The sequence below is a fragment of the Microbacterium sp. PF5 genome, from assembly GCF_004794315.1.
Classification (GTDB): Bacteria; Actinomycetota; Actinomycetes; order Actinomycetales; family Microbacteriaceae; genus Microbacterium; species Microbacterium sufflavum.
Map to the genome: position 1 here is coordinate 1 of NZ_SSDQ01000039.1, position 23070 is coordinate 23070.

Consider the following 23070-nt stretch of genomic DNA (forward strand, 5'->3'; position numbering starts at 1 on the left):
GCCGAGCCTGACACGGCCGCCGAGCCTGACACGGCCGCCGAGCCGACCACCACCACCCCCGCACCGACCGGATCCCGCACCGCCCGCACCCCGCGGATCCCGCGGGTCTCGCGGCGTCCGCGGCTGACGGACCGCCCGCGGGGCCGGGGCGCATCGAAGATCAAGGCGCTCGGTGCCGTCCTCGCCGTCGGCGTCATGGTCACCGGGGCCGCCCTCCCGGTGCTCGCCCCCGGGGGCGAGCACGCCGTGGCGACCGTCGCCGGTGCGGCAGCGCTGAAGGACGCCGCCCAGTCGTACACGGCCACCGATGCCATCCGCGCCACCATCTCGGCGCGCGGCTCCTTCGCGGCGACCACGCCGGAGGAGATCAAGGAGACCCACGCCCGTGCGGCCGCAGCCGCGATCGCCGCGGGCATGCCGCTCAGCAGCGCGATGGACATCCCGATCGCCGACCGCGTCGTGATGCCGATGGCCGACGGCTCGTACTCGTTCACCGATGGCTTCGGGGCCGCCCGACCGGGCCGGTCGCATCTTGGTCAGGACTTCGCCGCCGGCATCGGCACCCCCATCAACGCCGCCATGAAGGGCTGCGTCTCGCGCTCCACGGAGAGCTACCAGGGCTACGGCGTCACGATCCAGGTCGAGAGCATCGTGAACGGCCAGGCCGTGAGCACCGTGTACTCGCACATGAAGAACGGCACGCGCGCCGTCGAGGTCGGTGACTGCGTCGAGGCCGGCCAGTACCTCGGCGACGTCGGCTCGACCGGCTACGTGTTCGGCTCGTGCCTGCACTTCGAGGTGCACATCAACACGGTCGCGATCGACCCGTTGCCGTGGCTCAGGGACAACGTGAGCTGACCGCGGCGCGCACGCTCCCGCGGTCCGGCGTCCCTACGATGGGATCATGCCGCCCGTCGACACCCTCGCCCTCGTCGGCGAGGTGCTGTCTTGGATCGGGCTCGGCGTGGGAGTGCCGCTGCTGCTGATCGCCCTGCTCATGCGGCTGGCCGAGGGCCCGTGGCTCCCGGTCGACATCGCGATCATCGAACGCGACGGCACCACGATCGCCCGGTGGTTCGCGGGCGGCGACTTCCACGAGCGACCACTGCGCCACGGCGAATCCTCGACCGCGGACGACGGCTTCACCACGGGCGTCGTCAGCAGCCACAACCCCGCCAGGGCACGGGTGGGCGAACCGCCGCACGCCCGGCGCGTCGTGCGCACGCTCGGGATCGTGTTCAGCGCGGTCGGGGTGCTCGGGCTGATCGGCTCGTTCGTGCCGCTGTTCCTCGGCTGACGCGGGCGCGATCTACGCCCCGTCGTACCGCTCCCCCACCGGAACGGCCACGGGCAGCACGTTCCCCGGAGGTGCGAGCGGGCAGGCCCACGCCGGGTCGTACGCGCACGAGGGGTTGTACGCGAAGTTGAAGTCGAGCACGATCGTGCCGCGCGCGGCATCCCCGCCCAGGTCGGCACCCTTGATCGTGTCGAGCAGGTAGCGCCCACCGCCGTACGTGCCGCCCGGATGCCCGGCTGATGCATCGCGCACCGGCACGAACAGCCCGCCGCCGTACGAGCGCAGCCGCCACACGTCGAGGGTTCCGGCGTCGGGGACCTCGACCACACCGACGCGCTCGAACGGCACCAGGCCGTCGGTACCCGTCGCGAACTCGAACGCCGCCGGCTCCGCCTCCAGGATCGGCAGTGCGAACCGCCACTGCGGGTCGTACGGCGCGATGGGCAGCCCCTCGAACAGCACCCGATCCTCCGGCAGCAGCGGGGTGGCCGGGTGGTGCAGCATCAGCTCATCGCGTTCGATGCGCCACAGCTCGTGCGCCTCCTCCGGGGAGTCCGCGCGGCGCACGGCCTCGTACAGGGCGAACACCCGCCGCCGCCAGTCGACCACGTCCACCGCCGCACGGGCGCTCGAGCTCGTCATCACCCCAGGCTAGTTCGCGTCGCGCGGGCGGGATCAGGTCTGCGCGGTCAGGCGCCGCGCTCGAGCATGTCGGCGTAGCCGTCCTCGAATGACGGGTAGTCCAGGTGGCTGAGCAGTGAACGCAGCAGAGCGCCGTCGTAGACGAAGCCGCTCGCGCTGCCGCCGTCGTCGGGCGGCACCGGCAGCCCGAGGCGCGCGGCGAGGAACGCCGCGACGTCGCCCAGCGGGGCGGGAGCCGCGTCCACCGCGTGCACGAGCGACGGCGGCTCGGGCATCCGCAGCAGCAGGTCGAGCGTGCGGACGAGGTCGGTCTCGTGGATGCGGTTCGTGCGGCGCCGGGGGTTCACGGGTGCCTGCTCACGCACGCGGCGCACCAGGAAGTCGCGCCCCGGACCGTAGATGCCCGCGGGCCGCACGACCACGGCGCCGAAGAGGTCGACCGCAGCGCGCTCACCCTCCCGCAGCCCGCGACCGCGGTCGGTGACCGGCTCCGGGGCGTCGCGCTCGGTGAGCGGGGTCGGGCTGCCCGCACCGTCGAACACCCCGGTGGACGAGACGAAGACCGTGCGGGCGGGCCGGGAGGGCAGGGCCGCGGCGAGGTGCGCGAGCACGGACGGGTACGCGGAGGCGCCCGTGCCCGGCGGCAGCGTGACCACCACGGCATCGACCGCGGGCAGGGGCTCGGGCAGCGGGGCGGCGAGGTCACCCACGGCGCCGGTCACCCCCTGGGGCAGGGGCCCGTCGCTGCGGCGGAGGGCGACGACCTCTCCCCCGTCCGCCACCAGCCGCGGGGCGAGCCGCGCGCCGAGCTTGCCGAAACCGACGAGCAGCGTGCGGTGAGGAGGTTGCGGGGCGGTCACCCGTCCAGCCTCCCACGGCGCGGGGGTCGCGGGCGCGGACGTAGGCTGGATCGGTGGCGGAATCGCAGGGACGGGTGTGGACGGGGGTCCTGCGCGTCGGCCCGCACCGCGGCGACCATCGCGTCGCGATCCGAGCCGCCGTGAGCGTCGCCGTCCCGCTGCTCGTGCTCTGGGCGCTCGGCCGGCTCGACCTCAGCATCTACGCGAGCTTCGGCGCCTTCGCCGCGCTCTACGGCCGCCACGACGGGTTCCGCGACCGCATCCGCATGCAGGCCAGCGCGGGCGGGGTGCTGCTCGCGGCGATGCTGATCGGCACGGCGCTGTCGGTCCTGGCCGCCCCGACGGTCGTCAGCGTGGTCGTGGTCGCGCTCGTCGCCGCCGCCGTCACCCTGCTGGCGTACACGATGCAGTGGCACCCACCAGGGTCGCTGTTCACGGTGTTCGCGACCGGGGCGTGCGCGACCATCCCCGCCACCGCGGGCTCGTTCGGCTCCGTGCTGCTGGTGGGCGGGGCGAGCGTGCTGTTCGGCCTGGCCCTCACCGCGCTCGTCGCCGTCGCCACGCGGACCACGGGACAGGGAGCGCCGAAGGTGCGCCCCACCGTGGGTCCCGTCGCGGTCGAGATGGCGGTCTCGGTCGCCGTCACCATCGTGGGCGCCGGGATCGCGGGGCTTCTGCTCGGCGGCACGCACTGGTACTGGGCGGCGGTCGGTGCGGTCGCGGCCGTGAGCGGCGCACAGCTCAACGCCCGGATCATCCGCGGCATCCAGCGCCTGGTCGGCACACTGCTCGGGGTGCTCGTCGCCGCCGGGGTGCTGGCGCTCGACCTTGCGCCGATCGCCGTGATCGCCCTGGTCGTGGTGCTGCAGGGAGTCGCGGAGCTGTTCATCGGCCGCAACTACGGCATCGCGATGGTGTTCGTCACCCCGCTCGCGCTGCTGATGGTGCACCTCGCGGCCCCCACCCCGGTCGACGCGCTGTTGACCGACCGCGTGCTCGAGACCCTCATCGGCGTCGCGGTCGGCACCGTGGTCGCCGTGGTGTCCGCCGCGCTGCGCCGCCGCCTCGGCCGCCGCCTCACCCGCGACGCGGCCTCCGGCTGACCACGCACACCCGGCCTCGGCGGCACGACGGTGGTACAAAGAGGAAGACGTCCGGCCGGATGCGAACGGGAAAGGTCAGTAAACCGCTCACGAGGACATCGGGGAATCGCCTCCACAGCGCTCTCGATGACCCCGGCCGGACGCCACTGCAAGTTTAGGAATCGGCCCGTGTTGCGCAGAGGCTCCGCGCACGACTTGCACACACGTGCAGGGAGCCGGCCACCGGTTCTCCGTGTCCCTGTGGCTGAATGGGAAGGTAGGCCGAAGGAGAGTCCGATGAGCACCATCCGATCCGAGTCGATCCTGATCGACGGCACCTGGCGCGCCGCTTCCGACGGCGGCACGCTCACGGTGGAGAACCCCGCCGATCTGTCGATCGTCGCGACGGCCCCCATGGTGACGGCCGACGACCTCGACGCGGCCCTCGCGGCGGCGGACCGTACGCGCGAAGCGTGGGCGGACACCCCGGCCTGGGAGCGTTCGGCGCTGTTGCGCACCGCCGCCCGCACCATCGTGGACCGCGTGGACGACATCGCCGCGCTCCTGACGGCCGAACAGGGGAAACCGCTGCGCGAGTCGCGCGCGGAAGTGCTCTCCGCAGCGGAGCAGTTCGAGTGGTACGCCGACGAAGCGCGGCGCATCTACGGCCGGACCGTGGACGGTACGTCCGCCGCCATCCGCATCGAGGTACGCAAGGAGGCGATCGGCCCCGTGGCGGCTTTCACCCCCTGGAACTTCCCGGTGATGCTCGCCGCACGCAAGCTCGCTCCGGCGCTGGCGGCCGGGTGCCCGATCATCCTGAAGCCCGCCGAAGAGGCGCCCTCCGCCTGTCTCGCGATGGTGCGGGCCGTGCAGGACGCGGGCTTCCCCGCCGGAGTCATCGCCGCGGTCACCGGCGATCCGGCGACCATCAGCGCGCACCTGATCGCCTCGCCGATCATCCGCAAGGTCTCGCTCACCGGGTCCGTGCGCGTCGGTCAGCACCTGATGACCCTCGCTGCCCAGAACATGGCCGCCGTCTCCCTCGAACTCGGCGGCCACGGTCCGGTCGTCGTCTGCGACGACGTCGATGTGCCCGCCGTCGCCCGCCTCTGCGCGCAGACCAAGTTCCGCAACGCCGGCCAGGTGTGCATCTCCCCCACCCGCTTCCTGGTGGCGCGGAGCATCCACGACGAGTTCGTCGATGCGTTCACGGCTGCCACGCGGGAGCTCGCCCTCGGCGACGGCACGCACGAGCGCACCGACGTCGGGCCGCTGTGCAGTGGTCGACGTCACGACGACTTCGCGGCCCTGATCGACGATGCGCTCGCCCGCGGCGCTGTCGCCGAGACGGGCGGGCGCTCGGCCCCGGAGCTGGGCGGACACTTCTACGAGCCCACCGTGCTCCGCGACGTTCCGCAGGACGCCCGGGTCCGCACCGAGGAGCCGTTCGGGCCGGTCGCCGTGGTCATCGCCTACGACGACCTCGACGAGGCGGTGCGCGTGGCGAACTCCACCGACTATGGGCTGGCCGGCTACATCTTCACGACGCGGCTCGACCGCGCCCGGCTGCTCAGCGAGCGGGTGCGGGCCGGGATGCTCGGCATCAACAGCTTCCTCGTCAGCACGGCCGTCGCGCCGTTCTCCGGGGTGGGGCTCAGCGGGCTCGGCGCCGAGAACGGCACGGAAGGCATCGAGCACTACCTGCACCCGAAGACGGTCGTGACGGGCTTCCCGGCGGAGCTGTCATGACGGTGGCACGCGGAGCGTCCTCCGCGGACCATCACCTCCCGCGTACGACCGTCCCGAAGGCCAGCAGCATCCTCGCGAACGAACTGCGCACGTCGATCGTGCGCGGAAAGCTCGCCGCCGGCACGCCTTTCCCGTCCGAGGCCGAGATCATCGAGACGTCCGGCCTGAGCCGCGCGACCGTGCGGGAGGCGCTGCGGCTGCTCGAAGCCGAGGGCCTCATCGTGTCGCGCCGCGGACCCGGAGGCGGGCTGCGCGTCGGCCAGCTCGACCTGCAGTCGACCGTGCGCACCATCGCCGTACACCTCGCGATGAGCGAGGCGACGCTCGGCGACGCGTTCGCGTTCCGCCGCCTGATCGAACGGGAGTGCGCGCGACTCGCCGCGGCCAACGCCACGGACGCGCAACGCGAGAGGCTGCGCGAAGCGGTGGCGGAGGAACCGCATCCGCTCTCCGAGGTCATCGACTTCCACGACCTCATCGCCGAATGCACCGGCAACGAATTCTTCCGTGTCGCGCAGAAGATCGTGGTCTCGATCGCGGGCTGGCACACGCCGGACGAGGGTCTGGACGACCACGACCTCGTGTTCGCGAAGGCGGCGCACACCAAGGTGGTGCAGCGCATCCTCGCCCGCGACGGGGAGGGCGCCGCGCGCGCGATGGACCGCCACCTCGAGGCGTTCGAGCGCATCGTCGAAGAGCGCGGCAACCTCGACAAGCCGGTGATCCGCGCGTCCTCCTGGACCTGACCGTTCCTTACGACTCCTCGCCGCGAGGTGTCACCAGCGGCGCTGGACCTCCTCCGCCCACCCGAACACGTTCTCGACACGGTAGACGCTTCCCGACGACAGCCGGATCTCCCCGTCCCAGCGGCCGAAGCACTGATCCTCGCGGCTGAGGAACAGCAGCTTCTTCGTGAGCGAGTGACGGTGGTGCGCCGGCGTGAAGACGAGGTCGACCTGCGGGCCGCGGAAGGTCCACGGCTTCAGGAAGTCCTCCGTGTCGTACGTCCACTCGACGTCGTGGCTGAGCTTCTCGATCACGCCGTCCACGCGCAGCGCGTTCTCGGTCGACGGCGACCCGTCGGTCCACTTCGCTCCGAGCTGGATGCCGATCTCATGGCCGTCGGTGTACCCGGCACCGCTCCCCCAGTTCCACAGCACCTTCGCCGGCCACTTCCCGCGACCGTGATCGAGCGCCGCCCATGCCTCGGACGGGTCGACCGTGCGTCGCACGCCGTCGACCTCCACCCAGCCGCTCGCGCGCAGACAGTTGTCCTTGCGGGTGTACTGGAATCGGCGCGAGGTCCACGGCACGACCACGCCCATGGACTCGTGCCCCTTCTCCTCGAGCACCTGGATCCGGGCGGTAACCCGGGCTCCGCGAACCTCGAGGAGGGTCCCTTCGGCAGTGGGGGTGATGGCGACGGCGGTGCGGGCGGTGCGCCTCCCCATCGGGGTGTCCCCGCTCGTCTCGGGGAGGTCCGCCCGGCCGGGAAACCATACGGCCTCGCCGTCGACGACCTCGGCGCCCGACGCGAGGTCGAGGGCGTAGATCGCGAGCCCGGCACGGTAGTCGGCGTGCGAGAAGCTGAACGCGAAGACCAGTTCGGGCGTCGAGATCGCCCAGTACTCGAACCGCTTCCGGCGGCCCCACCACCGCAGATTGGCACGCAGATGCGGGTACCGCGACCACCCGACCGCCGCCGGGTTCAGCCGACCGCCCGGCAGGCACAGGTCGACCCTTCGGGTCAGCTCGCGTTCGGACTTGGGCACGTCTCGCTGGAACACCGTCACCGTCTCAGCCCTTCGTCGCGCCGTCGGCGAGACCCTTGATCAGGTACTTCTGCAGGAGCAGCGTGAAGATCACGACCGGGACGACCGTCACCGTCCCCGCCGCGGTGAGCAGGCCCCACATGCCCCCGCTCTCGGTATCCACGGCCATGCCCTGGATCGCGACCGGGATCGTCGAGGCGTTCCGGTTGGTGAGCACCAGGGCGAACAGCAGCTCCTCGTACGCCATCATCACGCTGAAGATGAGCGATGACACGAGCGCAGGGGTCAGGATCGGCAGGATGATGCGGAAGTACGCGCCGAGTCGGGAGGTGCCGTCGATCATCGCCGACTCCTCCAGCTCCTTCGGGATGGCGAGGAAGAACGAGCGCATGAGCCACATGACGTACGGGATGAGGAACGTCGAGTAGGCCAGGATGAGCGTCAGGTGCTGGTCGGTCATCCCCAGGTTCCGCGCGACGAGGAACAGCGGAACGGCCAGGGCGATCGGCGGCACTCCGCGGGTGGCGAGGATCAGGGCGCCGATCATCCCGCCGCCGGCGAGCTTCATCCGGGCGATGCCGTATCCGGCCATGGAGCCGACGAACACCGCGAGCAGCCCGGCGCCGAGCGACACGATCACCGTGTTCAGCATCCGCCGCGGGATGTCGTAGTTGGCGAGGTTGAGGTAGTTGTCCAGCGTCGGCTCGGTGAAGAGGGTCGGCGGCGTGGTGAAGATATCGCGCGGAAGCTTGAACGACGTGAGGATCATCCAGATCACCGGCAGCAGGAAGAGCAGGCAGATGACGATGCCGGCGATGATGCGAATGCGGTGGCCCAGGCGGCGTCGCGACCGGCGTGCGGGTGTCGGCCGCACGGCGCCGATCGCGGTCGCCGTGTCGAGCGGGGCGGGGGTGAGGGTCGACGAGCTCAAAACTTCTCCTCCAGCTTGCGGGTCCCTCGGAGGAACACGAACATCAGGATCATGGTGATCACCAGCACGATCACGGCCATGGCCGCGGACTCGCCGAAGTGCAGCGAGCGGAACGCCTGCTCGTAGATGTAGAGGTTCACCACGTTGGTCGCCTGGCCGGGGCCGCCGCGGGTGGCCACGAGCGCGATGTCGAACATCTTCATCGCTCCGAGCCAGCGCACGACGAAGGTCGCGGCGATGATCGGCGCCAGCAGCGGGAGCGACACGTGCCACAGCTTGTGCCACCAGTTCGCGCCGTCGACCGAGGCGGCCTCCAGCACGTCGTTCGGGAGCGTGAGCAGCGCGGCCGACGCCACCAGGATGATGAACGGCGTCCAGCGCCAGGTGTCGATGATGATGACCGTGGCCATCGCCATCGTCGGGTCACCCAGCCAGTCCACCGCCGGCAGACCGAACAGACCGCCGATCCAGTTGAAGACGCCCCAAAGCGGGTCGAGCAGCATCTTCCACACGCCGCCCGCGACGACCGGTGCGACGGCGAGCGGCACGAGGAAGAGGGCGCGAATGAGGCCGCGCCCTCTCCACTCGGCGTTGACGAGGAAGGCGATGCCGAAGCCCAGGATCATCTGGATGGGAAGAGCGAACACCAGATAGATCCCCGTCACGACGAGGGAGTTGTGGAACTTCTCGTCCGTGAACGCCTCGACGTAGTGCTCCCACCCGACCCACTCGCGGGGAGTGAAGGTGGCGAGATCGAGCTCCGAGAAGCTGATCTGCAGCGTGTAGAGGATGGGGTAGCCGAGCAGGGCAGCCATCAGGATCACGGCGGGCAGGACGAACGTCCACCTGTTCGCGAGATCGATGAGACCGTACCGGCTCATACGTCGTCGGGAGCTTGTCATCACCAGTCGTCTTCCCGTCTTACTCGAGGAGATCGTCGATGCCGTCGTTCATCCGCTTCACGGCGTCTTTCGCCGTGATGTTGCCGGGGATGAACTCGCCGGTCTCCGTTGCCAGGACTTGCTGCACGGCGTCGGACTCGACGATGTGCGGGCGCCACATCTGTCCGGCCTCGATCGCGGGCCACGCCACCTCGAGGGCCTCGTAGACGGGCGACAGCCACTCCTGCTCCGGCGTGGTCTCCAGGGTGCTGGCACGCGCCGGGAAGACGCCGAGCGTGTTGGTCTGCCACTGCTCACCCTTCTTCGAGGTCAGCCACTGCACGAAGGTCCAGGCGGCCTCCGGGACGTCGGTCTTGGAGTTGACGCCCATCGACCACACCCCGCGGTGCGCGCCGGGGCCCTCGCTGCCCGCGGGCAGGGTCTGGATGCCGACCTGCTCGGGTGTGAGCGTGGTCGTGGCCGGGTCGACCGCCGAACCGCGGTAGACCGAGCCCCAGGTGAACAGGGTCGCCAGGCGCCCCTGTCGGAACGCCTCGAGCGGCTCGTTGAACTGCCAGCTCACCGCCCCGGGAGGGGCGACGTCGAGCAGCTGGCGGTGGATGTCCATGGCCTCGACGGCGTCGTCGCCGAGCACGGCCTCCGTGTTGTCCTCGTTCAGGATCTGGCCGCCGTTGGAGTTCATGATCGTCTGCCAGATGGTCGGCGTGAGCCCATCGCGCACGAAGTACGTGCCGACGGCCCAGGCGTCGTCGGTGCCGTCGCCGTCGGTGTCCTGCACCAGGTCGGGCGCCTGATCCAGGTACTCGTCCCAGGTCAGGTCCGGGGTCGGGAGCGGAACGCCGGCCGACTCGTAGAGGCTCTTGTTGTAGAGCATCATGAGGATGTTCGACCGCGCGGGTACCGCGTACTGCTTGCCGTCGAACTCGCCGGCCGCCAGGGCCGCCGGGTAGAAGTCGTCCCAGTCGTAGTCGTCGGCGGTCCACTGCTCCAGCTCGTCGCCGCGCAGGTCCATGAGCCCGCCCGTCGAGGCGAGCTGCGGCGTCCAGTTGTCGTCCGCCATCACGATGTCGTACGTGGCATCGGTGTTGGTCAGTTCGAGCATCGTCTTGGCCAGCTGATCGTTGTACGGCACACCGTCGATCGTGACGTCGATGTTCGGGTAGTCCTTGGCGAACTCGGGGATCAGGTTGTCCTGCCACTGGCTGGCGTAGGCGTCGTTGACGAGGATCTTGAGATCGATCCGCTCGTCATCGGTGCCGAGCCCACCACCGTCGGCAGAAGGCTCCTCCCCCGAGCCACCGGCGGCGCAGCCGGCGAGGAGGACCGTGGTGATGATCATCGCCCCGCCGGCCAGGGTGATCGGGCGGCGCGAACGCAGCCTGCGTCGTTGCATCATTGCATTCTCTTTCTCTCGGGTTCCGCCTTCGGGGGGCGGCACCTGTGGGGTGTGGTCACAGGCCTGGTCATGCTCGCGGCGGCCGCTTCCGACCGTCAAGCGCCCTGCACATATGTGCTGGCGACCTCTCTGGCGGAGTGCTCGTCGATGATCAGATCGGTCACGAGGCCGGCGGCCAGCGCGCCGCGCAGAGCGGGGATGCGGCTGGGGTCGCTGACCACGCACACGCGACGGGGGGCGCGACGGAGGGTGTCGAGGTCGGGGCCGCTCGAGCGCTCGTTGAGGCGGATGCCCGCGTGCGTGCCGTCGCCGCGGAGGAACACGGTCGCGACGTCCCCGACGACCTCGGCGGCCTCGAGCTCCTCGCGGTCGGCGTCACTCAGGTAGCCGTTGCGGTACACGTGACCGGGGATCGTGGAGTGCGGGTCGCCGACGCCGAACACGGCGATGTCGATCCGCTGCTGCAGGGCGAGGATCCGTGCCACGCTCCGCTCGCGCCAGAGGACGGTCTTCGTCAGCGGGTCGTCGAAGAACGCCGGTACGGGGAGGGGTTCGACGTGTGCGTTGAACGCCTCGGCGAAGCGCTGGAGAATGTCGCCGACGTACCCGAGCCCGAAATTCTCGCCGTAGGCGGCGCCGTTCAACTGCACGACGGTCACGTCGGTGAGCGGGCGGTCGACGAGGTGATGGCTGACGGCCGCCATGGTGTTCCCCCAGGCGACCCCGATAGTCGACGACGACTCCACCATCGCCGACAGGATGCGTCCGGCGTGGCGGGCGACCTGGGCGCTGCGTTCGCGCACGCTCATCCCGGTCGATGCGGGGATGATGTAGGCGGTGACGCCGTCGTGCAGGCGGATCTCGTGCTGGAGCCGGGAGATGCCGTCGGTCGGGTGCTTGATGCGGATGTCGACCAGCCCGGTGTCCCTGGCGTAGGACAGCAGTCGCGACACCGAGGACCGGCTCATGTGGAGCGAGTCCGCGATGGCCTTCATCTTCAGGTCGCGCAGGTAGTAGAGCTGGGCGGCGCGCAGCGCCAGCTTGGTGCGATCGGCGATCTCGACCATGGCCCCTCCTAGAAGGCGGAGACGCCCGTGAGCGCCCGCCCGATCGAGAGGGCGTGGATGTCGTCGGTGCCCTCGTACGTGCGCACGGCCTCGAGGTTGGCCATGTGCCGCATCACGGGGTAGTCGGCCGTGACGCCGTCCCCGCCGAGGAGCTCGCGTGCCGACCGGGCGATCGCGATCGCCGAGCGCACGTTGCCGAGCTTCGCGATGCTGACCTGTGCGGGCTGCATCCGCCCCTCCGACTTCAGCGACGCCAGGTGCAGCGCGGTGAGCATTCCGCCCTGGTAGGCCAGCATCATCTCGGCCAGTCGCGCCTGCACGAGCTGCTTGCCGGCGAGCACCCCGCCGAACGAGGTCCGTCGGCCGGCGTAGTCGACGCTGAGGGCGAGGCACTCCCGTGCGATGCCGAGGACGCCCCACGCGATTCCGAACCGCGCCTCGTTGAGGCAGGTCAGCGGCGCGCCGAGTCCTGTCGCCCGCTCGAGGATCGCGTCGCCCGGCAGTCGGACCTCGTCCAGGGTCACGTCGCACTGGATCGAGGCGCGCATGGCGTGCTTGTGCAGGATCGGTGTCGCGGTGAAGCCGGGAGCGTCAGTGGGGACCACGAATCCGCGCACCCCGTCCGACGTGCGGGCCCACACGATCGCGATGTCGGCGACGGTGGCCAGGCCGATCCAGCGCTTCGCCCCCGAGAGCACCCACCCGTCGCCGTCGCGCTCGGCAACGGTCGTCATCGCTCCGGGGTCGCTCCCGCCCTGCGGCTCCGTCAGCGCGAAGCATCCGAGCAGGCGGCCGGCGGCCATCTCCGGGAGCAGGGACGCGCGCTGCCGGTCGGAGCCGAACCGCGCGATCGCCGTCATCGCGAGGGAGCCCTGGACGGAGACGAGTGTCCGCCATCCACTGTCGGCCGCCTCGATCGCCGCGCACGCCAGGCCGTAGGCGGTGGGGCTCGCTCCGGCGCACCCCGGTGCCTCCAGGTGCATGCCGAACAGCCCGGCGTCCGCGAAGGCGGGCACGATCTCGGCGCGGAACCGCGCCTCCTCGAAGTCCGCGTCGATCGTCGGCAGGACGACGTCTGCGGCGACGGCGGCCGCGCGCGAACCCCAGGCGCGGTCCTCGGGGCTCAGACGCTCCTCGAGGCCGAGCAGTGTGTCGACGGCCGCGTAGGCGGATGGGTTCATGGGGTCTTCTCCCTCGTGACGGCGGACAGCCGCTCCCGCAGCTCGCTTCCCCCTTCGTCGAGTGACGGAGGGGCCAGCGGGTAGTCCACGGGTGTGTGCGAGAACGTGAGCGGGTTGCGCACGATCGGCAGGGCGTCTCCCGCGAGGCCCACGGGTTCGAGTCCGATCCGCTCGGCGAAGCGGATGCCGTCTTCGATCGTCTGGATCGGCGCGCTGGGCACACCGACCCCGGTCAGCAGGTCGAACCACTCGGCGGCACCGCGGTCGGCGAGCGCGGCCGCGATCTCGGGGCGCAGTGCGTCGCGGTGGGCGTTGCGCAGCTGGGGTGCGGCGAAGCGCGGGTCGGTCGCCAGGTCGTCGCGCCCGATCACGGCGCACAGGCGCTCGAACTGCGCGTCGTTGCCCACGGCGATCACGAGCGGCAGGTCAGCGGTCGGGAACGGCTCGTACGGGTAGAGGCTGGGGTGCTGGTTGCCCATGCGGCGGGGCACGTGGCCCGCCGCGGCGTACGCCTGGGTCTGGTTCACCATCGACGACAGCGCCGCCGACAGGAGGTTCGTCTCCACGAGCTGCCCGAGTCCCGTTCGCTCGCGATGCCGCAGCGCCGCGAGGATGCCGACGGCCGTGTGGAGTCCGGTCAGCACGTCGAACAGCGCGAAACCACCTCGGAACGGCTCGCCGTGCTGCGCGCCAGTGGTGTCCATGAACCCGCTCAGCGCCTGGACCATGAGGTCGTAGCCGGCGAGGTGCGCCCCGGCCCCGGTGCCGAATCCGGTGATCGAGGCGTAGACGAGGTCGGGTCGATCGACGGCGAGCGTCGCGTAGTCGAGCCCGAAGCGCCGCAACCCGCCGGCCTTGAAGTTCTCGACGACCACGTCGGCCTGGGCGATGACGTCCCGGGCGATCGCGAGGTCGCCGTCGTCGGCGAGATCGAGCACGAGGGAGCGCTTGTTGCGGTTCGCCGACTGGTAGTAGGTGGCGACACCCTCGTGCACGGGCGGCGCGAACCGGCGGGTGTCGTCGCCGTCCGGGCTCTCGATCTTCACGACGGTCGCGCCCATGTCGGCGAGGAGCATGGTGCAGTAGGGGCCGGCGAGGATGCGAGAGAGGTCTGCGACGACGATGCCCTGCAGCGGCCCGGGGCGTTCGTCGGCGAGGGGGTTCGTCATCGCGCACCGCCGAGGACGAGGTGGGTGATGGCGCGGGCGACGCAGGCGGGACGGTCGCCATCGTCGTCGATCTCCACGGTGTGCGTGGTGTGCACGCGGACCGCGCCGTCGAGGGCGGTCACGGCGTCGAGCACGATCCTGTCGCGCACGCGACTGCCGGCCGCGACCGGCGCCGGGAAGCGCACGCGCTCGTATCCGTAGTTGACCCGACCGACCGCCCCGGAGAAGGTGTAGGCCTGTGCGGCGAGCGCGGGAAGCAGGGACAGCGTCAGGAGGCCGTGGGCGACCGTGCGTCCGAACGGTCCTCGCGCCGCACGCGCCGCGTCTGTGTGCAGCCACTGCTCGTCGCCGGTCGCGCTGGCAAAGCGCTGGATGCGGTCCTGGTCGATGGTGGTCCACGCGCTGACGCCGAGCTCCGTGCCGACGAGACCCGGGAGGGCCGTCACGTCGTAGGTGGTGGTCATGCGCATCCTCGTCGAAGTCGTCAGGTCCGCGCACATTTGTCCGGATGGGATTCGTGCGGCGTATTTAGTGTAAGGATTACACCGAACTACTGAAAAGGCAAGCTCGAAGGAACCACCGATGACCCTCCTGACCACCGCTCCCCCCGAAACCGACTTCCTCCGCCTGTACGACCGGCTCGATACGGACGAGCGCGCGATCGTGGCTCGTGTGCGGGATTTCGTGCGCGAGCGCGTGCTCCCCACGATCAACGAGCACTGGGAGCGGGCCGAGTTCCCCGCCGACCTGATCCCCGGCATCGCCGAGCTCGGCGTGATCGGCACCACCATCCGGGGGTACGGCTGCCCAGGGCTCAGTCCGCTCGCGGCGGGTCTCGTCGCGCTCGAGATGTCACGCGGTGACGGAAGCATCAACACCTTCCTCGGTGTGCAGTCGGGACTGAGCATGGGCACGATCGACCTGCTCGGCTCCGAGGAGCAGAAGCAGCGGTGGCTGCCCGCGATGGCGCGCCTGGAGAAGATCGGGGCCTTCGCCCTCACCGAGCCAGGACACGGCTCCGACTCCGTCGCGCTCGAGACGAGCGCGACGAGGGACGGCGACAGCTTCGTGCTCACCGGAGCCAAGCGCTGGATCGGCAACGGCCACAGCGCCGACGTCGTCGTGCTGTGGGCGCGGGACACCGCGGACGGCCAGGTCAAGGCGTTCGTCATCGAGAAGGGCGCGGACGGACGGCACCCGGCCGGGTATCGCGCCGAGGTGATCACCGGCAAGATCGGCAAGCGGGCGATCCTGCAGCCCGACATCACCCTCGATGCGGTCCGCGTGCCCGCCGCGAACCTCCTCGCCGGCTCCACCTCGTTCCGCGACGCCGGAGCGGTCCTCGCCCGCACCCGCTCCGGGGCATCGTGGGAGGCGACGGGACATGCGATGGCGGCGTACGACATCGCCGTCGACTACGCGCGGTCCCGGGTGCAGTTCGGCAAGCCGCTGGCCGCCCACCAGATCATCCAGCAGCGACTGGCCAAGATGCTCGCCGAGGTCACGGCCATGCAGCTCATGTGCTTCCGCCTCGCCGAGCTGTCCGCGGAGTCCGCTCTGACCGGGCCGATGGCGTCGATCGCCAAGATGTTCACCGCGGATCGCGGGCGCTGGGTGTGCTCCGAGGCCCGCGACATCCTCGGCGGAAACGGACTGCTGCTGGAGAACCACGTCGCCCGCCATCTGACAGACATGGAGGTCGTCTACACCTACGAGGGCACCGACACCGTGCAGTCGCTGCTCATCGGACGCGAGATCACGGGCATCTCCGCCTTCCGCTGACGCGCGACCGCCCCTATCCCCCACAACAGAACGACGACAGGAAGCAGGTTCCGCATGCGGTTCATCGGACGTACGGCGATCGTGACGGGAGGCGCCAGAGGCATCGGTCACGCCACCGCTCTTCGGCTCGCGCGGGAGGGGGCGCGCGTGGGCGTGCTCGATCTCGTGCACAGCGACGCCCTCCACGCGGCCGCCGCCATCTCCGACGACGGGGCGACGAGGGACTCCGGCGGGAGCGCCGTGGCCCTCGCCGCGGACATGACCGACGCCGAGCTCGTCGCCCGTGCGGTCGACGGGTTCGTCGATGCCGAGGGACGCCTGGACGTGTTCGTCAACAACGCGGGTGCCACGCGCGACGACCTGCTGTTCCGGATGTCGGTCGACGATTGGGACTTCGTCCTCCGCACGAACCTCACGACGGCCTTTCTCGGCCTCCGCGCCGCGCAGCGGAAGATGGTCCCCGCGCGCGCGGGAGCCATCGTGAACCTGTCGAGCCGGTCGGCCCTGGGCAACCGGGGACAGGCGAACTACTCCGCAGCGAAGGCGGGGATCCAGGGGCTCACCGCGACCGCGGCGATCGAGCTCGGCCCGCTGGGCATCCGCGTGAATGCGGTCGCGCCCGGCTACATCGCGACGCCGATGACGGCGCGAACCGCCGAACGGGTGGGGATGGACGCGGCTGCCCATCAGGAGCAGGCCGCATCCGTGACCCCGCTGCGCCGAGTGGGGCGCCCCGACGACGTCGCCGCCGTGGTGGCCTTCCTCGCGAGCGACGACGCCGCCTATGTCTCCGGCCAGACCGTGTACGTCAACGGTGGTGCGCGATGACCGCCGTCTACATCGTCGATGGCGTCCGCACGCCGGTCGGCCGCTACGGGGGGAGCCTGTCATCCGTGCGCCCCGACGATCTCGCCGCCCTGGCGGTGGGCGCGGTGGTCGAGCGGTCCGGCGTGGACCCCTCCGCGATCGACGAGGTGGTGCTGGGAGCGGCGAACCAGTCCGGCGAGGACAACCGCAATGTGGCGCGGATGGCCGTCCTGCTCGCTGGCCTCCCCGTCTCCCTCCCCGCCTTCACGGTCAACCGGCTCTGCGCGTCGGGGATGACGGCGATCACCACCGCGCATGCCCTGATCGCTTCCGGGGCGGCCGAGGTGATGGTCGCCGGAGGGGTCGAGTCGATGTCGCGGGCGCCGTGGGTCCAGGCGAAGCCGCACCGGGCGTTCGCCGGCCCGGGTGCGCAGTTCGACACGTCGATCGGTTGGCGGTTCGTGAATCCGCGCCTCGAACGCGACGACGACGACATCACCCTGAGCATGCCCGAGACGGCGGAGCTCGTCGCCGAGCGCTTCGGGATCGGACGCGAACGGGCCGATGACTTCGCCCTGGAAAGCCACCGTCGGGCGATCGCAGCGGTCGACGCCGGGCGGTTCAACGGGGAGATCGTCGCCGTCGACACCGCGACCGGCCCCGTCATGGCCGATGAAGGACCGCGGCGGGACACCGACGCCGCCGCCCTCGCGCGCCTGCGCCCCGTGGTCGCCGGTGGACGGATCGTGACGGCCGGCAACGCCAGCACCCTGAATGACGGGGCATCGGCCGTACTGCTCGCGAGCGAGGCCGCGGTGCGGACGCACGGATTGACCCCGCGGGCTCGGATCGTCGCGCACGCCGCGTCGGCCCTCCACCCGTCGATCATGGGGATGGGCCCGGTCGATGCGGCGACCGCGGCACTGCGCCGAGCAGGCTGGCGCTCGGAGGATCTGGGCGCGATGGAGCTGAACGAGGCGTTCGCCGCACAGGCGCTCGCCTGCCGCGACCGACTCGAGTGGGACCCGGCCCTCGTGAACGCGTGGGGCGGCGCGATCGCTCTCGGGCATCCGCTCGGCTCGTCGGGAGCCCGGATTGTGGTCACGCTGCTGTCGCGGATGGTGGCGGACGACGTCCGCCGAGGCGCCGCGGCCATGTGTGTGGGCGTCGGTCAGGGCACGGCGCTGCTCCTCGAACGCTGAGCGGAGCAGCCTCACCACCGGTTCCGCACGTCCTCGGCCCACCCTTCGATCCCGTCGACGACCACGCGCTCCCCGCGGTCGTCGAGCACCCACCCCGACCAGACCCCGAACAGCTGATCGGTGCGGCTCGAAATGAGCAGCGCGCGGGTCCGGGAGCGCTTCGCGTACGACGGGGTGAAGGTCAGGTCGGCGTTCTCGCCCCCGATGCGCCAGGGCCGTCGATCGGAGGTGCGGTCGTATGCCCACACGAGCTCCTCGCTGATCTTGGACAGGTGCCCGTCGACCACCACCGCGTTCTCGGTGGCCCCGGAGCCGTCGGTCCACTGGGAGCCGAGCTGCAGGCCGACGACCCGGCCGTCCACCGTGCCGCTCCCGGCCGCCCAGTTCCAGCTGACGTCGTACGGCCATCGTCCGCGCCCGTGGTCGAGCACCGCCCACGCGTTCTCGGCGATCGCGTGGGTCGCCCCATCCACCGTGAGCGACCCGTGCGCTGGTCGGGCGACGTCCTTCACCGTGTACTGGAAGCGCCGGATGCCCTTCGCGGAGTGCCAGGGAACCACGACGCCGAGCGACTCATGCCCGTCCGGCCGGGAGGCCGTGATGTCGAACTCCACACCGGGTGCTGTGCCGCGCAGGCGCGTCCCCGCCGCGCCCAGGTCGTCGATGTCGAGCGACAGTCTTCTCGTGCGGGCGCGAGCAGGCCCTTCGCCATGCGACGGTGGCAGTGTCGCGCTCCGGGCGCCGGGTACGACCACCGTCATGTCGGACGACACGCCCGTCGTCCGGTCGAGCACCCAGATCGAATGCAGCGACAGGTAGTCGATGCAGGACACGGTCAGGGCGAGGATGTGCTGCGGAGTCATCACGTTCCAGTACTCCCAGCGCTTGTTCCGGCCCCAGGCGCGCCTGCCGAGTGCGGACGTGTCGTGCAGCGGGGTGCGCGACCATCCGAGGGCGGCGGGGTGGAAGCGGCCGTCCGGGGTCGTCAGGGCGACACGCTCGGTGATCTCGCGCTCGATCATTCGGGGCTCCGTTCTCGAGTCGCGGCGTCGAAGACGCGCCGGAACTCGGTGTTGAGGGCGCGCACGGTCGCGGCGTCCGGTTTCAGCGATGTGCGATCGGCCGTCAGGAGGCCGTTCGATTCGTCCTCCACGTCGGCGAGCTGGGTGTACACGGTGGCCGACAGCCCCCGCGGGATCGCCGGGAGCACTTCGCGCCGGTGCAGTCGTTCGTACGCGCGGGTGAGGTCTTCCCGAGAGCTCAGGCGTCGGTAGCCGAACTCACGTGCGGGGTAGCGGTGGCCGGGGAGCCTCAGGCTGTACCCCCCGAACTCGGACACGACGAGGGCACGGCCGTCGCGACCCCACCACCGCGCCGGCCGGATCGGCTGAAAGTAGACGTGCAGGCTGCGCAGGTCGCCCGAGCGCTGATCGTGCCACCCGCTCGCGTGGTCGATCACCCGGTCGGGGTCACGGCGCCGCAGGTGCTCGACGACCCGGGCGGCGTCGAACTGCCCCCAGCCCTCGTTGAACGGCACCCAGGTGACCACGGAGGGCGAGTTGCGCAGCAGGTCCACCATCTCGTCGAGCTCGTCGAGGAACTCCTCCCGCCCCGCGGCCTCGGCGCGTCCGAAGATCCGGTGCCATCGATCGGCGAGGCGGATGTGCGGGGAGGCTACCGGGGCGGTGATCACCCAGGGGCGGTAGGTCGACCCGCCGTTGACCGCGTCCTGCCAGACCAGCATGCCGAGCCGGTCGCAGTGGTGATACCAGCGGAGCGACTCCACCTTGATGTGCTTGCGGAGCATCGTGAAGCCGAGCTCCTTCATCGCGACGATGTCGGCCACGAGGGCGTCATCGTCGGGCGCGGTGTACAGGTCGTCTCCCCAGTACCCCTGGTCGAGCACGCCGATGTGCGGGTACGGCTCGCCGTTGAGGCGCAGCCGCGGCATCCCCCTGGCGTCACGGTCGACGTCGACGCTGCGCACCCCGACGTAGCTCGCCACCCGGTCGTCGCCGACGGCGATGTCGAGGTCGTACAGGAACGGATCCTCCGGACTCCACAGCCGCGGTCGAGGGAGGCGAAGGGGCAGTGCGGTGCCGGCGACCCCCTCCGCGGACGCGACGACCGTCTCTCCGGCGCGCACGGCCACGGTCACCGGAGCTCCGGGCGCCGACGCCTCGACCGTCACCTCCAGCGTCGCTGTCGCCATCCCGACCCGCACGTCCGGAGTCCTCAGCCGCAACCCCGTCACGTACGTCGGTGGGACCTCCTCCATCCAGACCGTCTGCCAGATGCCGGACTGCGCGGTGTACCAGATGCCTCCGCGCTTCAGGCGCTGCTTGCCGACGGAGTGGTGCGAGCCGTCGCTCACATCACGCACCTCGACCTCGATCTCGTGGTCGTCGTCGGCGCGCAGGGCCTCGGTGACATCGACCGCGAACGGCAGGTAGCCGCCCACGTGCGTCGTGACCTCGACGCCGTCGATCCGCACCCGGCACGACTGGTCGACCGCCCCGAAGTGGAGGATCGTGCGGTAGCCGGGCCTCGCGGCGTGGGTGAAGCGGCGTCGGTACCAGAGCGACTCGTGCGACTGAAGCTGGCGGCCGACTCCCGAGCGCGGGGTCTCCGGCGAGAACGGCACGAGGATGCGGCGATCCCACCGTGTCGGCGCCGCGCCCGCATCGGTGAAGGCGCACTCCCACCAGCCGTTGAGGATCCGGTGGCCGTCGCGCCGGAGCTGCGGCCGCGGATACGCGGCGAGCGGGGCGTCCGAGGTCACCGGGGCGTCCTCTCGCGCCGCGTCCGCCAGGCGGCCAGGGCGGGGACGAGGGCCAGGATCGCGGCGGCCGCGAGGAACATCGCGGGCCCCGGCACGGGCCGCTCGACGCCGAGGTCGAGGTAGGTGCGCCCGTCGCCGACGATCACCCAGGCGCCGATGAACGGTCCGACGATCATCGGGATCATCGTGCCCGTCACCATCCGGAGACCTTGGACCATCCCGGCCTGCCCGTCGGGGGTCTCGTCTCGAGCCGTGGCAGAGGCCGAGGCGGTCGCCAGCATCATCCCGCCGAGCGCGAGCGCCGCCGCCACGATCACGCTCACCGTGTCCCGCGCGAAGAACATCAGGAGGAGCCCGACCGCGAAGAGCAGCGTCGCTGGCAGGAGCAGGCGGCGCTTGCCAAGCCGATCCATGAGCATCCCGCCGACCACGCTGATGGTCGCGGCCGCCAGCAGGGACACTCCGAGGATCAGCGCGTAGGACTCCACGCGCAGCCCGTACTGCAGGTAGATGATGACGTAGGGCAGGAACACCTGCGCCGCCGTGCCGATCACAGCGAGCATGGCGAGCGACAGGTAGAGCGGCGCGTGCGCGCGGACCGTCGAGGGGTGGAATCCGCGCAGTAGCCGCACGGCCACGGGTGCGACATCGAGGGTCGCGGCGGGTGCCGCATCGCGCAGGAGCATCCAGGCGAGGAGCCCCGAGACCGCCGTCACTCCCCCGACGACGGCGAAGAAGGTCCGCCACTCGCCAGCGCGAGTGAGTCCGTCGAGAGCACCGAACACGACCAGCATGGCGAGGAGGGGCAGGGCTGCGAGCACGGCGTCCGCGCGTCCGCGGGTGCGGGGCGTGGTGACATCCGTGACCCAGGCACCGAAGGCCGCATTGTTGGCTCCGGAGCCGATCATGCTCATGACGCAGTCGAGGGCGATGATCCCGACCACGGCGAGGAGCACGAAGGGCGCGGCGACGGCGCCTTCCGAGGGTGAGAGCAGACCGAAGGCCGCGGTGCAGGCCCCCCAGGCGACGTATCCGACGGCGACGAAGAGGCGACGACGACCCGTGCGATCCGACCACGCTCCGATCAGAAGGGTGGCGACGGTCGCGGCCACGGCGCTCAGCGCGACCATCATCGCGATCACGGTCGGGTCCTGGGTGATGCGCTCGTACACGAAGACGTTGAGATACATGTTCTCCACCGTCCACGCGACCTGGCCGACCAGGCCGACGACCACGAGGGCGGTCCAGACGCGGACGCCGAGGCGCTGGGGGCGCGGGCTCGACGGGCGCGAGGCGGAGAGGGGTCGGGGTGACGTCATCGTCAGTCCTCTCGAAGCGGGAGTTGGTATTGCCACGTGGCAATACGGTGCCACGATAGCGGTTTCCGTGGTCGGCGTGCGACTTGCTACTGTCGGCGGCGGAGGAGGTGCCGTGGTCACTCAAATGGACGTCGCCCGCCGCGCGGGCGTGGCGAGGCGAACCGTCTCGAACGTCGTCACCGGGTTCCCGTACGTCAGCGACGACGTGCGCGCGCGTGTGCAGCAAGCGATCGCGGAGCTCGGATACGTGCCCAATCGCGCCGCGCAGCAGCTGCGGACCGGACACAGCGGCGTGGTGGCGCTTGTCGTCCCGGAGATGGGGGTCGGCTACTTCGGGGAACTCTGCACGCTCATCGTCGAGGAGGCGGCGGCGCACGGCATCGGCACCGTCGTGGCGCAGACGCACGGCATCCGCGAGCGCGAAATGGCCGAGATCGAACGCCTCATCGCGCTCCAACCCGACGGGCTGATCGTGAGCCCGCTCGAACTCACTTCCGCCGACATCGGGAGCATCGGCGGCCGCGTGGGCCTCGCGTTGATCGGAGAGCACTTCGCCGGCTCGGGCGTCGGCTCGATCGCGGTGGACAACATCGCCGCCTCCGAGGCCGTGGTCGGCCACCTCATCCACTCGGGATGCGCGAGGATCGCCTACGTCGGCGTCGCCGGCCCCGCACCGCGATTCAACGAGCTGCGCAGGACCGGGTACACCGCCGCCCTGCGCACCGCGGGACTCCCCGCGGTGCGCGAGGCCCACGCCGCCGACTTCACGGCGCGGGACGGGTACGACGCCGGGCGGGCTCTCGCCGATCGCATCGCCGGGGGCGAGGAGATCGATGCCGTCTTCTGCGTGACCGACGAGGTCGCCATCGGCGTGCTCCGCGCGCTGCACGACGCCGGGCTGCGGGTGCCGGCCGACATCGCGCTCGCCGGATTCGACGACATCACCGAAGGCCAGTACTCCATTCCTCGTCTGACGACCATCGCGCCCGACAAGCGCGGCATCGCGCAGCGAGCGGTCGCTCTCGTGCGCGGCGAGAACGCCCGCACCGACCCCGTCGACTTCCGCCTCGTGGAGCGGGAGAGCACCCAGCGCGCGTCCGCCTGACACACAGAAGCGCCGCACCCCC

22 protein-coding genes are annotated in these 23070 nt (G+C 71.0%); 9 read left to right on the forward strand and 13 right to left on the reverse strand.

The features are described 5' to 3' along the window. Nucleotides 1-858 (forward strand): M23 family metallopeptidase (locus DW297_RS01615; RefSeq protein ID WP_240744488.1); only part of this gene is annotated, 858 nt, incomplete at its 5' end. Between the two features lie 46 nt (nt 859-904). Further along, the gene (locus DW297_RS01620; RefSeq protein ID WP_136028765.1) at nt 905-1297 is read left to right on the forward strand and encodes a hypothetical protein; all 393 of its coding nucleotides are present in this window, start codon (nt 905-907) and stop codon (nt 1295-1297) included. A gap of 12 nt (nt 1298-1309) precedes the next feature. Here the strand turns inward: DW297_RS01620 and DW297_RS01625 are convergent, their stop codons facing one another. Both DW297_RS01625 and DW297_RS01630 read right to left on the reverse strand, forming a co-directional pair. Further along, entirely contained in the window at nt 1310-1939 is a 630-nt protein-coding gene (locus DW297_RS01625; protein WP_136028766.1) for a DUF1684 domain-containing protein, read from the reverse strand. A 47-nt stretch (nt 1940-1986) separates the two neighbouring features. Continuing rightward, nucleotides 1987-2799 carry a sugar nucleotide-binding protein gene (locus DW297_RS01630; protein WP_136028767.1) on the reverse strand — a complete coding sequence of 271 codons (813 nt, stop codon included), beginning with the start codon at nt 2797-2799 and terminating at the stop codon, nt 1987-1989. Between the two features lie 53 nt (nt 2800-2852). Between DW297_RS01630 and DW297_RS01635 the strand changes: the two genes are divergently transcribed. The 3 genes from DW297_RS01635 (at nt 2853) to DW297_RS01645 (ending at nt 6379) form a co-directional block, all read left to right on the forward strand. Further along, entirely contained in the window at nt 2853-3902 is a 1050-nt protein-coding gene (locus DW297_RS01635) for an FUSC family protein (RefSeq protein ID WP_168442769.1), read from the forward strand. Between the two features lie 276 nt (nt 3903-4178). After that, nucleotides 4179-5633 (forward strand): NAD-dependent succinate-semialdehyde dehydrogenase, encoded by a 1455-nt coding sequence (locus DW297_RS01640; protein ID WP_136028768.1) that lies wholly within the window; start codon nt 4179-4181, stop codon nt 5631-5633. After that, nucleotides 5630-6379 (forward strand): FadR/GntR family transcriptional regulator, encoded by a 750-nt coding sequence (locus tag DW297_RS01645; RefSeq protein ID WP_136028769.1) that lies wholly within the window; start codon nt 5630-5632, stop codon nt 6377-6379. The genes DW297_RS01640 and DW297_RS01645 overlap by 4 nt, the downstream gene beginning before the upstream one ends. A 30-nt stretch (nt 6380-6409) precedes the next feature. On the opposite strand, the gene DW297_RS01650 is transcribed toward DW297_RS01645, so the two are convergent. The 8 genes from DW297_RS01650 to DW297_RS01685 form a co-directional block, all read right to left on the reverse strand. Next, on the reverse strand, nt 6410-7426 hold the full coding sequence (locus tag DW297_RS01650) for a DUF2804 domain-containing protein (RefSeq protein WP_136028770.1): 1017 nt from the start codon (nt 7424-7426) through the stop codon (nt 6410-6412). Between the two features lie 4 nt (nt 7427-7430). After that, entirely contained in the window at nt 7431-8336 is a 906-nt protein-coding gene (locus DW297_RS01655; protein ID WP_205828201.1) for a carbohydrate ABC transporter permease, read from the reverse strand. Beyond that, on the reverse strand, nt 8333-9217 hold the full coding sequence (locus DW297_RS01660) for a carbohydrate ABC transporter permease (protein WP_205828202.1): 885 nt from the start codon (nt 9215-9217) through the stop codon (nt 8333-8335). Before DW297_RS01660 ends, DW297_RS01655 begins: the two co-directional genes overlap by 4 nt. Nucleotides 9218-9257: 40 nt before the next feature. Continuing rightward, a complete protein-coding gene (locus tag DW297_RS01665) occupies nt 9258-10631 on the reverse strand; it encodes an ABC transporter substrate-binding protein (protein ID WP_168442770.1) in 1374 nt (457 codons plus the stop codon). A 98-nt stretch (nt 10632-10729) separates the two neighbouring features. Then, entirely contained in the window at nt 10730-11701 is a 972-nt protein-coding gene (locus DW297_RS01670; protein WP_136028773.1) for a sugar-binding transcriptional regulator, read from the reverse strand. An 8-nt stretch (nt 11702-11709) separates the two neighbouring features. After that, nucleotides 11710-12882 (reverse strand): acyl-CoA dehydrogenase family protein, encoded by a 1173-nt coding sequence (locus tag DW297_RS01675; protein ID WP_136028774.1) that lies wholly within the window; start codon nt 12880-12882, stop codon nt 11710-11712. Beyond that, on the reverse strand, nt 12879-14051 hold the full coding sequence (locus DW297_RS01680) for a CaiB/BaiF CoA transferase family protein (RefSeq protein ID WP_136028775.1): 1173 nt from the start codon (nt 14049-14051) through the stop codon (nt 12879-12881). The genes DW297_RS01675 and DW297_RS01680 overlap by 4 nt, the downstream gene beginning before the upstream one ends. Next, complete coding sequence (locus DW297_RS01685) at nt 14048-14515, reverse strand: MaoC family dehydratase (RefSeq protein ID WP_136028776.1); 468 nt, start codon at nt 14513-14515, stop codon at nt 14048-14050. The genes DW297_RS01680 and DW297_RS01685 overlap by 4 nt, the downstream gene beginning before the upstream one ends. Before the next feature lie 118 nt (nt 14516-14633). Between DW297_RS01685 and DW297_RS01690 the strand changes: the two genes are divergently transcribed. Genes DW297_RS01690 through DW297_RS01700 form a run of 3 tightly spaced genes read left to right on the forward strand, consistent with a single transcriptional unit; the run spans nt 14634 to nt 17842 of the window. Beyond that, a complete protein-coding gene (locus DW297_RS01690) occupies nt 14634-15833 on the forward strand; it encodes an acyl-CoA dehydrogenase family protein (protein ID WP_136028777.1) in 1200 nt (399 codons plus the stop codon). 54 nt (nt 15834-15887) lie between these two features. Then, the gene (locus tag DW297_RS01695; protein WP_136028778.1) at nt 15888-16661 is read left to right on the forward strand and encodes an SDR family oxidoreductase; all 774 of its coding nucleotides are present in this window, start codon (nt 15888-15890) and stop codon (nt 16659-16661) included. Next, the gene (locus DW297_RS01700) at nt 16658-17842 is read left to right on the forward strand and encodes a thiolase family protein (protein WP_136028779.1); all 1185 of its coding nucleotides are present in this window, start codon (nt 16658-16660) and stop codon (nt 17840-17842) included. Before DW297_RS01695 ends, DW297_RS01700 begins: the two co-directional genes overlap by 4 nt. An 11-nt stretch (nt 17843-17853) precedes the next feature. Here DW297_RS01700 and DW297_RS01705 read toward each other — a convergent pair whose 3' ends face one another. Genes DW297_RS01705 through DW297_RS01715 form a run of 3 tightly spaced genes read right to left on the reverse strand, consistent with a single transcriptional unit; the run spans nt 17854 to nt 21943 of the window. Then, nucleotides 17854-18864 (reverse strand): DUF2804 domain-containing protein, encoded by a 1011-nt coding sequence (locus tag DW297_RS01705; protein ID WP_136028780.1) that lies wholly within the window; start codon nt 18862-18864, stop codon nt 17854-17856. Beyond that, nucleotides 18861-20624, reverse strand: a complete 1764-nt coding sequence (locus DW297_RS01710; protein ID WP_240744489.1) for a glycoside hydrolase family 2 protein — start codon at nt 20622-20624, stop codon at nt 18861-18863. The genes DW297_RS01705 and DW297_RS01710 overlap by 4 nt, the downstream gene beginning before the upstream one ends. Next, the gene (locus DW297_RS01715) at nt 20621-21943 is read right to left on the reverse strand and encodes an MFS transporter (protein ID WP_136028781.1); all 1323 of its coding nucleotides are present in this window, start codon (nt 21941-21943) and stop codon (nt 20621-20623) included. Before DW297_RS01715 ends, DW297_RS01710 begins: the two co-directional genes overlap by 4 nt. 112 nt (nt 21944-22055) lie before the next feature. Between DW297_RS01715 and DW297_RS01720 the strand changes: the two genes are divergently transcribed. Beyond that, the gene (locus DW297_RS01720; protein WP_136028782.1) at nt 22056-23048 is read left to right on the forward strand and encodes a LacI family DNA-binding transcriptional regulator; all 993 of its coding nucleotides are present in this window, start codon (nt 22056-22058) and stop codon (nt 23046-23048) included. Nucleotides 23049-23070: the final 22 nt, after the last annotated feature.

Coding starts and splice junctions, on each gene's coding strand:
- DW297_RS01620 (WP_136028765.1), top strand. CDS start 905: ATGCCGCCCGTCGACACCCTCGCCCTCGTCGGCGAGGTGCTGTCTTGG.
- DW297_RS01625 (WP_136028766.1), bottom strand. CDS start 1,939: ATGACGAGCTCGAGCGCCCGTGCGGCGGTGGACGTGGTCGACTGGCGG.
- DW297_RS01640 (WP_136028768.1), top strand. CDS start 4,179: ATGAGCACCATCCGATCCGAGTCGATCCTGATCGACGGCACCTGGCGC.
- DW297_RS01645 (WP_136028769.1), top strand. CDS start 5,630: ATGACGGTGGCACGCGGAGCGTCCTCCGCGGACCATCACCTCCCGCGT.
- DW297_RS01660 (WP_205828202.1), bottom strand. CDS start 9,217: ATGAGCCGGTACGGTCTCATCGATCTCGCGAACAGGTGGACGTTCGTC.
- DW297_RS01665 (WP_168442770.1), bottom strand. CDS start 10,631: ATGCAACGACGCAGGCTGCGTTCGCGCCGCCCGATCACCCTGGCCGGC.
- DW297_RS01670 (WP_136028773.1), bottom strand. CDS start 11,701: ATGGTCGAGATCGCCGATCGCACCAAGCTGGCGCTGCGCGCCGCCCAG.
- DW297_RS01675 (WP_136028774.1), bottom strand. CDS start 12,882: ATGAACCCATCCGCCTACGCGGCCGTCGACACACTGCTCGGCCTCGAG.
- DW297_RS01680 (WP_136028775.1), bottom strand. CDS start 14,051: ATGACGAACCCCCTCGCCGACGAACGCCCCGGGCCGCTGCAGGGCATC.
- DW297_RS01685 (WP_136028776.1), bottom strand. CDS start 14,515: ATGACCACCACCTACGACGTGACGGCCCTCCCGGGTCTCGTCGGCACG.
- DW297_RS01690 (WP_136028777.1), top strand. CDS start 14,634: ATGACCCTCCTGACCACCGCTCCCCCCGAAACCGACTTCCTCCGCCTG.
- DW297_RS01695 (WP_136028778.1), top strand. CDS start 15,888: ATGCGGTTCATCGGACGTACGGCGATCGTGACGGGAGGCGCCAGAGGC.
- DW297_RS01700 (WP_136028779.1), top strand. CDS start 16,658: ATGACCGCCGTCTACATCGTCGATGGCGTCCGCACGCCGGTCGGCCGC.
- DW297_RS01705 (WP_136028780.1), bottom strand. CDS start 18,864: ATGATCGAGCGCGAGATCACCGAGCGTGTCGCCCTGACGACCCCGGAC.
- DW297_RS01715 (WP_136028781.1), bottom strand. CDS start 21,943: ATGACGTCACCCCGACCCCTCTCCGCCTCGCGCCCGTCGAGCCCGCGC.